At 62.1% G+C, this 10,069-nt stretch carries 10 protein-coding genes; 6 read left to right on the top strand and 4 right to left on the bottom strand.

Translation table 11 applies throughout. From position 1 onward, the window contains the following. Window positions 1-106: 106 nt before the first annotated feature. Window positions 107-571 (bottom strand): CopD family protein, encoded by a 465-nt coding sequence (locus AC07Y2_RS22825; protein WP_103386891.1) that lies wholly within the window; start codon window positions 569-571, stop codon window positions 107-109. 99 nt (window positions 572-670) lie between these two features. Between AC07Y2_RS22825 and dinG the strand changes: the two genes are divergently transcribed. The 5 genes from dinG to pdxH all read left to right on the top strand — a co-directional run bounded on the left by dinG (window position 671) and on the right by pdxH (window position 8,535). Beyond that, window positions 671-2,815 (top strand): ATP-dependent DNA helicase DinG, encoded by a 2,145-nt coding sequence (dinG, locus tag AC07Y2_RS22820; RefSeq protein WP_007952008.1) that lies wholly within the window; start codon window positions 671-673, stop codon window positions 2,813-2,815. 95 nt (window positions 2,816-2,910) lie between these two features. Further along, a complete protein-coding gene (locus AC07Y2_RS22815) occupies window positions 2,911-5,391 on the top strand; it encodes a beta-galactosidase (RefSeq protein ID WP_103386892.1) in 2,481 nt (826 codons plus the stop codon). A gap of 106 nt (window positions 5,392-5,497) precedes the next feature. Further along, window positions 5,498-6,643 carry a serine hydrolase domain-containing protein gene (locus tag AC07Y2_RS22810; RefSeq protein ID WP_103386893.1) on the top strand — a complete coding sequence of 382 codons (1,146 nt, stop codon included), beginning with the start codon at window positions 5,498-5,500 and terminating at the stop codon, window positions 6,641-6,643. 113 nt (window positions 6,644-6,756) lie between these two features. After that, the gene (locus AC07Y2_RS22805) at window positions 6,757-7,863 is read left to right on the top strand and encodes an OmpA family protein (protein WP_103386894.1); all 1,107 of its coding nucleotides are present in this window, start codon (window positions 6,757-6,759) and stop codon (window positions 7,861-7,863) included. A gap of 24 nt (window positions 7,864-7,887) precedes the next feature. Further along, on the top strand, window positions 7,888-8,535 hold the full coding sequence (gene pdxH, locus AC07Y2_RS22800; RefSeq protein ID WP_039771367.1) for a pyridoxamine 5'-phosphate oxidase: 648 nt from the start codon (window positions 7,888-7,890) through the stop codon (window positions 8,533-8,535). Between the two features lie 5 nt (window positions 8,536-8,540). Here pdxH and AC07Y2_RS22795 read toward each other — a convergent pair whose 3' ends face one another. After that, window positions 8,541-8,777 carry a hypothetical protein gene (locus AC07Y2_RS22795; RefSeq protein ID WP_103386895.1) on the bottom strand — a complete coding sequence of 79 codons (237 nt, stop codon included), beginning with the start codon at window positions 8,775-8,777 and terminating at the stop codon, window positions 8,541-8,543. Between the two features lie 166 nt (window positions 8,778-8,943). Between AC07Y2_RS22795 and AC07Y2_RS22790 the strand changes: the two genes are divergently transcribed. Continuing rightward, window positions 8,944-9,408, top strand: coding sequence for an outer membrane lipoprotein (locus AC07Y2_RS22790; protein ID WP_007969461.1), 465 nt, complete (start codon window positions 8,944-8,946; stop codon window positions 9,406-9,408). 63 nt (window positions 9,409-9,471) lie between these two features. Here AC07Y2_RS22790 and AC07Y2_RS22785 read toward each other — a convergent pair whose 3' ends face one another. Next, on the bottom strand, window positions 9,472-9,723 hold the full coding sequence (locus tag AC07Y2_RS22785; RefSeq protein ID WP_039771372.1) for a pyocin S6 family toxin immunity protein: 252 nt from the start codon (window positions 9,721-9,723) through the stop codon (window positions 9,472-9,474). An 18-nt stretch (window positions 9,724-9,741) separates the two neighbouring features. Further along, window positions 9,742-9,942, bottom strand: coding sequence for a colicin E3/pyocin S6 family cytotoxin (locus tag AC07Y2_RS22780; RefSeq protein ID WP_494990416.1), 201 nt, complete (start codon window positions 9,940-9,942; stop codon window positions 9,742-9,744). Window positions 9,943-10,069: the final 127 nt, after the last annotated feature.

Genomic DNA, 10,069 nt, shown 5'->3' with positions numbered 1-10,069 from the left:
GCTCTGCGTGGGAATGCCTTTAGGGACGCTCCGCGTCCAGTGACGCGGAGCGTCACGGGCTGCATTCCCACGCAGAGCGTGGGAACGATCAGGTAAAACGCGCTTGTCAGAACGAGGGGCGCGCAGCAGCCACGGCCACCAGCAGCACCCCGATCAGCAGGTTGAACCCGACCACCTTGCGAATCCGCCCCAGCACTGCCGCACCCGCCGGCCAGTCCTTCGCCTGCACCGCCGTGCGCAGTTCCGGCAGCATCAATGCCTGAATCCGGAGGAACAACGCGGTCATCACTACGTACAAGCCCATCATCACCTGCACATAACGCGGCGCGTTATCGAAGGCGATGTGTTGCAGATGCAACATGCCCACCCCGGTCACCGGCAGCAGAATCACCGCCCCCCACACCCAACGAAAAAAACCTTGAAACACTTCCACCCAGAGCGTCAGGCGCCCGGGACCGTCCAGGGCCTTCATCGCCGCAGGGCGCAGCACCATCCAGGCGAAAAACATACCGCCGACCCACACCAGCGCGGCCATTACATGGATGGGGTAAACGAGGCTAAAAGGTGTCATTGGGGTACTCCGATCTGCGCAGGATTGATTCGCGGGGTATGATAGCCCCCCATCCGAACCACTGAAAATTTATCCAGCGTTTTTTGCGCCCGACACTCAATGATCAGCACTGAACTCAAAACCACGATCCAGGGCGCCTACTCGCGTTTTCTAGAGGCCAAGAGCCTCAAGCCGCGTTACGGCCAACGCCTGATGATCGCTGAAGTCGCCAAGGTCCTCGGGGATATCGACACCGACGACGAAGGCCGGCGCAGTGGCGACCCCGCGATTGTCGCGGTGGAAGCCGGCACCGGTACCGGCAAGACCGTGGCCTACAGCCTGGCCGCGATCCCGACGGCCAAACTGGCCGGCAAGCGCCTGGTGATCGCCACCGCCACCGTCGCCCTGCAAGAGCAGATCGTCTACAAGGATTTGCCCGACCTGATGCGCAACAGCGGGCTGAACTTCAGCTTCGCCCTGGCCAAGGGCCGTGGCCGCTACATGTGCCTGTCCAAGCTCGACATGCTGTTGCAGGAAGGCCACGCACAGACCGCCACCGCCCAGTTGTTCGAAGAAGAAGGCTTCAAGATCGAGGTCGATGAGGCCAGCCAGAAGCTGTTCACCAGCATGATCGAGAAACTCGCCGGCAATAAATGGGACGGCGACCGCGACAGCTGGCCCAACGCGCTGGAAGACGCCGACTGGGCGCGCCTGACCACCGATCACAGCCAGTGCACCAACCGTCATTGCCCGAACTTCGGCCAGTGCGCCTTCTACAAGGCCCGCGAAGGTATGGGCAAGGTCGACGTGATCGTCACCAACCACGATATGGTGCTGGCTGACCTCGCACTGGGTGGCGGGGCCGTGTTGCCAGACCCGCGCGACACCATTTATGTGTTCGACGAAGGCCACCACCTGCCGGACAAGGCTATCGGCCACTTCGCTCACTACACGCGCCTGCGTTCCACCGCCGACTGGCTGGAAACCACCGCCAAGAACCTCACCAAACTGCTGGCCCAGCACCCGCTGCCGGGCGATCTCGGCAAGCTGATCGAGCAGGTGCCGGAGCTGGCGCGGGAGATCAAGACCCAGCAGCAGTTCATGTTCACCGCCTGCGAACAGATCGCCGACTTCAAGCCCGGTGAAGATGTCGAAGGCCGCGAACGTCCGCGTCACCGCTTCATCGGTGGGGTGATTCCCGAGCACATGCGCGAGATGGGCATCGAGCTGAAAAAAGGCTTCGCCCGCCTCAACGACCTGTTCACCCGCCTGACGGATCTGCTCAAGGAAGGCATGGACGGCGAGGTCAACATCGGCATCGCCAGCAATCAGGCCGAGGAATGGTATCCACTGTTCGGCAGCCTGTTGTCCCGTGCCTCCGGCAACTGGGAACTGTGGACCGCGTTCACCGCCGAAGACCCGGAAGACAACCCGCCGATGGCCCGCTGGCTGACCCTGGCCGAAAGCGGTTCGCTGTTCGACATCGAGGTCAACGCCAGCCCGATCCTCGCCGCCGAAACCCTGCGCCGCAGCCTGTGGAACGTGGCCTACGGCTGTCTGGTGACCTCGGCGACCTTGACCGCCCTCGGCACCTTCGACCGCTTCCGCATGCGCGCCGGCCTGCCGAAAAAAGCCGTCACCGCCGTGGTGCCGAGCCCGTTCCATCACGCCGATGCCGGTGTGTTGCGGGTGCCGGACCTGAAGGCCGACCCGCGGGATGCCGCTGCCCACACCGCCGCGATCATCCGCGACCTGCCGGAACTGGTCGAAGGCTCGCGCGGCAGTCTGGTGCTGTTCTCGTCGCGCAAACAGATGCAGGACGTGTTCGACGGCCTCGACCGTGACTGGCGCAAGCAAGTGTTCATTCAAGGCAACCTGTCGAAACAGGAAACCCTGAACAAGCACAAGGCGCGGGTCGATGGCGGCGATTCCAGCGTGTTGTTCGGCCTCGCCAGTTTTGCCGAAGGCGTGGATTTGCCGGGGGCCTACTGCGAACACGTGGTGATCGCCAAGATCCCGTTCTCGGTGCCGGACGACCCGGTCGAGGCGGCGCTGTCGGAGTGGATCGAGGCCCGTGGCGGCAATCCGTTCATGGAAATCTCGGTGCCCGATGCCTCGCTGAAGCTGGTCCAGGCCTGCGGCCGACTGCTGCGTACCGAAGAAGACCGCGGCACCATCACCTTGCTGGATCGGCGGCTGGTCACCCAGCGCTACGGCAAGGCGATCCTCAATGCGTTGCCTCCTTTCCGTCGTGAAATATCCTGAGACATCGGTGGGCAGTTTTGCCCGCCGCGCTGTCTATCTCTCTGTCACTGCTTTTCCATTGGCCCTTGCGGGTCGTTAGGGAGAATTCCGTTCTCATGATTCGTCGTTCGTTGCCTGCCGTTTTTGCCCTGGTTTTCGCTGCGCCTTTATTCGCGGCACCTGCCGGCCAGCAGACCCTGTTCAACTTTGTTCGCCCCGCCGATGTGGTGAAAGTGGCGACCGAAAACGCCGACCTGCCGCAAGCCAACGCCGAGCAGACTCCCGAGGGTGAAGTGCTGCGCCGGGTGACGTTCAACCCGACGGCTCGCCCGACCTTGCGTCTGTCCCCGCAGACCGGTGCCTGGGACTGGTCACAGTCCGGCATGATGAGCCTGCGTATCCAGAGCGCGATGAACTGGGCGGTGACCGTCTACGTGCAAATCCAGAGCAACGACGGCAAGACCCTGGTCAGCCGCGTTGACCTGCCGGCCGGCCCGGCGCAGACCTTGCTCGTGCCGTTGACCGCGACCTCGCCACTCAGCCAGGGCATGAAAGCCGGCCCGGTGATGCCGATGACGATCGATGGGCAGCGCATTCTGCTGGCGAGCAGCAGCGGTGAGCTGGATCGCAGCCAGGTGGTATCGGTCAGCCTGTCGATGGACCAGCCGAAAGCCGCGCAAAGTCTGTTGCTCGAGCGCTTTGGCGTGCAGGACGAAGGCGAGGTGATCAAATCCGCCTACGGCAATCTGGTGGACGCCTATGGCCAGTCGACTCGCGGCAAGTGGCCGGAGAAAGTCGCCAATGACGAACAACTGAAATCCGCCGCCGCCAAAGAACAGCAACAACTGAACACCTGGCTGGCCGAGCGCGAAAAATCCTCGCTGGACAAGTTCGGTGGCTGGAGCAAAGGCCCGGCGTTCAAGGCCAGCGGTTTCTTCCGCACCGAGAAACGTGACGGCCGCTGGTATCTGGTGACGCCCGAGGGCCATCCGTTCTATTCCCTGGGCGTGAACACCGTCAGCCCGGAGGTCAACCAGACCTACGTGGCCGGCCGTGAATGGATGTTTGAATCCCTGCCAAAACCGGAAGAGCCGCTGGCCAGCCACTTCGGCGAGGGTGATAACCGTGGCGGCAACGGCGCCGATCAGGGCCGTGGCTACAACTTCGGGCGTTGGTACGACTTCTACGGCGCCAACCTTCAGCGCCTTTATGGCGAGCCATGCATCCCGGATAGCGGCAACAAGGCCGGTGTCGCCGAAGCCGCCAAGGCTGGCGCCGCCGAAGAGGCGGCAACCAACGCCAGTGCACCGGTAGCCGCCTCCGAACAGCCGAAATCCGGGGTTGCCGAGTCGGCCGCGACAACCGGGCAAAGTGTCGCGACACCGTGCAAAAACACGGTCGACGAACAAAAGTGGGCCAGCCACACCCTTGATCGCCTGCAAGCCTGGGGCTTCAACACCATCGGTAACTGGAGCGCCCCCGCCCTCAGTGACGCCGAGCGCATGCCGTACACCTTGCCGCTGTCGATCGTCGGCGATTACACCAGCATCAGCACCGGGACCGACTGGTGGGGCGGCATGCCTGACCCGTTCGATCCGCGTTTCGCCATGGCCACCGAACGCGCCGTGGCGATTGCCGCCCGCGATCATCGCGATGATCCGTGGCTGATCGGCTACTTCGCCGACAACGAACTGGCCTGGGCCGGCCCCGGCGATGATCCGAAATCCCGTTACGCGCTGGCCTACGGCACCTTGAAAATGACCACCGACGTTCCGGCCAAACGCGCGTTCCTCAAGCAGTTGCGCGACAAGTACCGCAATCAGGCGGGGCTGTCGAAGGCCTGGGGCATTGATCTGCCGGCGTGGGAATTGATGGAAGACCCGGGTTTCGAGGCGCCGCTGCCGAACCCGGAGCATCCGGAAATCGAGGCCGACTTCAAATACTTCCAGAAGGTCTTCGCCGATACCTACTTCAAGACCATTTCCGACTCGCTGAAATGGCACGCGCCGAACCAGTTACTGCTCGGTGGCCGTTTCGCCACCAGCACCCCGGAAGCCGTGGCGTCCTGCGCCCAGTATTGCGACGTGCTGAGCTTCAACATGTACACCCTGCAACCCCAGGACGGTTATGACTTCGCCGCGCTGCGCAACCTCGACAAACCGGTGCTGATCACCGAATTCAACTTCGGCTCCACCGACCGTGGCCCGTTCTGGGGCGGCGTGACCCCGTTGAGCAAGGAAGAAGATCGCGGCCCGGCCTACGCCAACTTCCTCAAACAGGCGCTGAGCGAACCGTCGATTGTCGGCGTGCACTGGTTCCAGTATCTGGATCAACCGGTGACCGGGCGCCTGCTCGATGGCGAGAACGGTCACTTTGGTCTGGTCGGGGTCACTGATCTGCCGTTTCAGGGCTTTGTCGAAACAGTGCGCAAAAGCAACCTGGCGACCGTCGATCAGTTGAGCAAAGAGGCGCAGAAAGCGGCTGCCGCAGCGGACAAGGCCGGCCACGAAACCGAAGGCGGCCGCAAGGCTGACGCCGGCAAAGGCCCGGGGCATGGCGCAGGCCACACCGGCGGGCATTCCGGCAACGGTCACTGATCATTACGAAACCTGAAGACCGCCCGGCCCGCAGCGGTTCCCAAAAGCCTCTTGGGCTGGAACAATGCGGGCCACTTTGTAGAGCGTTTTCGCGGGGGAGTTGCGGGTGCAGATTCAGGGACATTACGAGCTTCAATTCGAAGCGGTGCGCGAAGCCTTCGCCGCACTGTTCGACGATCCCCAGGAACGCGGCGCCGCGTTGTGCATCCGGGTCGGCGGGGAAACCGTCCTCGACCTCTGGTTCGGCACCGCCGACAAGGACGGCGCCGAGGCCTGGCACAGCGACACCATCGCCAACCTGTTCTCCTGCACCAAGACCTTCACCGCCGTCACCGCGCTGCAACTGGTTGCCGAAGGCAAGTTGCAGCTCGATGCGCCGGTTGCCCGTTACTGGCCGGAATTCGCCGCTGCCGGCAAGGAATCCGTCACCCTGCGCCAACTGCTTTGCCATCAGGCCGGTCTGCCGGCCCTGCGCGAATTGCTGGCGCCGGAAGCGCTGTACGACTGGCAAACCATGGTCGACGCCCTCGCGGCCGAAGCACCGTGGTGGACGCCGGGCACCGGTCACGGCTATGCCGCGATTACCTACGGCTGGCTGATCGGCGAATTGCTGCGGCGCGCCGACGGTCGTGGACCGGGGGAGTCGATCGTCGCGCGGGTCGCCAAACCTTTGGGGCTGGATTTTCATGTCGGTCTGGCCGACGAAGAATTCCATCGCGTGGCGCACATTGCCCGTGGCAAAGGCAACACTGGCGACGCCGCCGCCCAGCGCCTGCTGCAAGTCACCATGCGCGAACCAACAGCGATGACCACTCGGGCCTTCACCAATCCGCCGTCGGTGCTCACCAGCACCAACAAGCCGGAATGGCGCCGCATGCAGCAACCGGCGGCCAACGGCCACGGCAATGCGCGCAGTCTGGCCGGGTTCTACGCCGGTCTGCTCGACGGCAGCCTCCTGGAAAGCGAAATGCTCGAAGAACTGACCCGCGAACACAGCCTCGGCGAGGACAAGACCTTGCTGACCCGCACCCGTTTCGGTCTCGGTTGCATGCTTGATCAACCCGACGTGCCGAATGCCACTTACGGCCTCGGCCCGCGTGCATTCGGGCATCCGGGTGCGGGTGGTTCCATCGGTTTTGCTGATCCGGAGCACGATGTGGCCTTCGGATTTGTGACAAACACCCTTGGGCCGTATGTCCTGATGGATCCGCGCGCGCAGAAGCTGGCGCGGGTACTTGCCACTTGTCTGTAAAGCATCGTCCGAGGTTCCAGGGCCGGAACCTCATGGCGAATTTCGTTTCAAAGCGTCTGTTTATCCGGGCGAAAGTCCTCTGATTGTTCACTAATTCTTTTTGTGGGTTTCCAATGTCGTCCAAACAAACTCTCGCCCTGGCCCTGTGTTTCGCAATCACCGGTTGTGCACAGACTCCGAAGAACGACGCCGATGGCGGCAGTTGGTGGCCGTTCGGTTCTTCCGACAAAGTTGCTGCCAAGGAGCCGGCTCCGGCGCCTGCGCCGTTGAAACCGGCCGCCACCGAGCCGGTGGCCAAGGCCGAGAGCAGCAGTCCGTGGTACTGGCCGTTTGGCTCGGACGACTCGGCGGCAGCCAAGCCAGAAGTGAAAGCTGAAGCCAAGCCCGAAGCAAAACCGGTCGAAGTCGCCAAGGCTGAGGCCGACAAGGGCGGCAAATGGTGGTGGCCGTTTGGCGGCAAGGAGCAGGACACGGCCAAAGTCGTGCCGATGCCCGATCCGAAAGTCACTCAAGCCTGGCTGGATGATTACGAACCGCGCCTGCGCACCGCGATCAAGGACAGCAATCTGCAACTCGAACGCCGTGAAAACGTGCTGGTCGTGACCGCGCCGGTGGAAGGCTCGTTCAACCCGGATCGTCCGGCGATGCTGCTGCCAGTGACCCTCGGCCCGTTCACCCGCGTGGCGAAAATCCTTGAAGCCGACCCGAAAACCGCCGTACTGGTGCTCGGTCACAGTGACACCACCGGTGCCGCTCCGGCCAACATCAAGCTGAGCCAGGAACGCGCCCAGGCCGTGGCGGCAATCTTCCGCCTCAGTGGTCTGCAGCGTGACCGCCTGATGCTGCGCGGCATGGGCTCCGAAGCACCGCGTGCCGCCAACGACAGCGTTGAGGGCCGTGCCCTGAACCGCCGTGTCGAACTGCTGGTGACTCCGCAAAACACCATGGTCGCGCTGCTGAGCAAATACAACATGCCAGCACCTAAGCCGGTGACCATGGTCGCCGCCCAGGACGTCAAGCCTGCCGCCAAACCGGTAACCCCGGCGCCGGCTGCGAAGAAGGCCGCCGTACCGGCCACCAAAAAGGCTCCGGCCAAGAAAGCTGCTGCCAAGGCTCCAGCGAAAAAGGCCCCGGCCAAGGCTCCGGCGAAAAAGACCGCGCCCGCCAAAGCCGCCGCAACCGACAAGAAAGTCGCTGCGACCGATACCACCAAAAAGTGATCCGCTAACGAAAAGGAATGCGCCGTGACCCAGTCTCTGGCAGATATGCGTCGTGATTACACCCGGGACGGCCTGACCGAGGCGCAAGCCCCGGCCGAGCCCTTTGCGTTGTTTCACCAGTGGTTTGCCGAAGCGGTGAAAACCGAACAGGCGCCAGTGGAAGCCAACGCGATGACCCTGGCCACGGTGGATGCGGACGGCCGTCCGCATTGCCGCATTCTGCTGCTCAAGGGGCTGGACGAGCAGGGCTTCACCTTCTTCACCAACTACGAAAGCGCCAAGGGCCAGCATCTGGCGGCGAACCCGTTTGCTGCCATGACATTCTTCTGGCCGACCCTGGAGCGCCAGGTGCGGATCGAAGGGCGGGTGGTGAAGGTCTCGCCTGAAGAGTCCGACGCGTATTATCAGGTGCGGCCGCTGGGCAGCCGACTCGGCGCCTGGGCTTCACCGCAGAGCCGGGTGATCAACGGCCGGGGTGAACTGGAAGACTTGCTCAAGGCGACCGAGCGACGCTTCACCGACACTCAGCCTCACTGCCCGGAACACTGGGGCGGTTACCGCCTGCTCCCCGAGCGCATCGAGTTCTGGCAGGGCCGCGCGAGCCGTCTGCACGATCGCCTCAACTACCGTGTGCAGGGCGCCGACTGGATTCTTGAACGTCTGGCACCCTGAGCAGTCTACCGAGCGGGATAGCCTGCCGCAGCGGCGTCGAGCCACTTCGGCAGGTCCCGGCGCTTGATCTTCTGCGCCTGAGCCTGCTCCAGCCGTTCGAGCATGAAGGCGCGTTTGCCTTCATCCTTGCCGGCCAGTGACAATGCCAGATCGCGATCCATCCAGCGTTTGATTCGTACATACAGCCACCAATGGAAGTACAGACCGGCGGCGGTGGTGACGACAATGATGAAGTAATCCATGGAAATCCTTGGGTCGGCGGCGCAGGAAATGGAATTTGGCGCTACTGTTGGGTGAGTTCGCGGGCGCCTGTACCGGGCCTGAATGAAAGCAACTTAATCCGGGCGACGCCGTGACAGGCGTCAAGCTGCGGAGTTTAATGAATACCTGTCCTTTGGAGTTGATGCTATGCGTAAGTCTGTTCTGCTGGTTGCTTCCTTTTCCACGATGGCGATGTTGCTGACCGGCTGCCAGTCGAGCCTGACCGGTGACTCCTACTCCCGTGACGAAGCGCGTCGCGTGCAGACGATTCGCATGGGCACCATCGAATCCCTGCGTCCGGTGAAAATTGAAGGCACCAAGACCCCGATCGGCGGCGCTGCCGGTGCAGTGGTTGGCGGCGTCGGTGGCAGCGCGATCGGCGGCGGCAAAGGCAGCATCGTTGCAGCCGTTATCGGTGCCGTGGCCGGCGGCCTGATCGGTTCGGCCACCGAAGAAGGCCTGACCCGCACTCAAGGTGTTGAAATCACCGTGCGTGAAGACGACGGCAGCATGCGCGCCTATGTGCAGCAAGTGCAGGAGAATGAAGTGTTCCGCGTCGGTGAGCGGGTACGGATTTCGACTGTTGGCGGCACCAGCCGCGTTTCGCACTAAACGCAAACGAGTGGTAAAAGAAAACCCCGATCAGGTGACTGGTCGGGGTTTTTCTTTATATGTTCACGAGCTCGCACGAGTACCAATGAAGTATTCCAAGCCTTGCGGAAAGTCGACTTTAAGTAGCTCAGCTGCCTGTCTGACCTGACTCTCTGTCATCTCCAGCTCTCCTGGTTCTATTTCCTCAAGTGGTTTGGATTCAGTGATTTGCGCTAACGCTTGGCTCAATCCGTAGTCTTTGACCTTAAGCTCGAATTGCAACGAGTCATCCTGTTTCTCATCGGGGAAAAATCCGGTGATCGATAAATAGCGCATCTCTTTCTCTTTAGTGAGTTATTTGGGAGTCGTTCTGCCTGGCTTTGCTTTTTTTGTTCGCTCTCCGGTCAAATGATTGAATTCTCCCAAATGAATTCCCAGCTTGTCGTACAGCTCAATAGCGCCGGTTTTGGAGTCCCATTCATATATCCGGCCTTTTCCATCAAGCCAGCGGGCTCTCTTTTTCCCACCACCTCGTACTGAGGCCTTTGACTTCACCCTTTGAGTGTCGGGGAACGCAGGAAGTGTTTCGGGATCATCGTAGTACTTATGGTCTCCAGGTTTGCTGACAACAATGTACAGCGGCTTAACCCCGGACTCCGCCGGAAGCACCAATATGAAATCC

It is taken from the genome of Pseudomonas sp. GW456-12-1-14-TSB6, from assembly GCF_059424205.1.
Note: the sequence above shows the minus strand (reverse complement) of the source record. Positions and strands in the feature narration are given on the sequence as shown.

What these genes read in the sequence shown, in the direction of transcription:
- AC07Y2_RS22825 (WP_103386891.1), bottom strand. Translation starts at nt 571, where the DNA reads ATGACACCTTTTAGCCTCGTTTACCCCATCCATGTAATGGCCGCGCTG.
- dinG (WP_007952008.1), top strand. Translation starts at nt 671, where the DNA reads ATGATCAGCACTGAACTCAAAACCACGATCCAGGGCGCCTACTCGCGT.
- AC07Y2_RS22815 (WP_103386892.1), top strand. Translation starts at nt 2,911, where the DNA reads ATGATTCGTCGTTCGTTGCCTGCCGTTTTTGCCCTGGTTTTCGCTGCG.
- AC07Y2_RS22805 (WP_103386894.1), top strand. Translation starts at nt 6,757, where the DNA reads ATGTCGTCCAAACAAACTCTCGCCCTGGCCCTGTGTTTCGCAATCACC.
- AC07Y2_RS22795 (WP_103386895.1), bottom strand. Translation starts at nt 8,777, where the DNA reads ATGGATTACTTCATCATTGTCGTCACCACCGCCGCCGGTCTGTACTTC.
- AC07Y2_RS22790 (WP_007969461.1), top strand. Translation starts at nt 8,944, where the DNA reads ATGCGTAAGTCTGTTCTGCTGGTTGCTTCCTTTTCCACGATGGCGATG.
- AC07Y2_RS22785 (WP_039771372.1), bottom strand. Translation starts at nt 9,723, where the DNA reads ATGCGCTATTTATCGATCACCGGATTTTTCCCCGATGAGAAACAGGAT.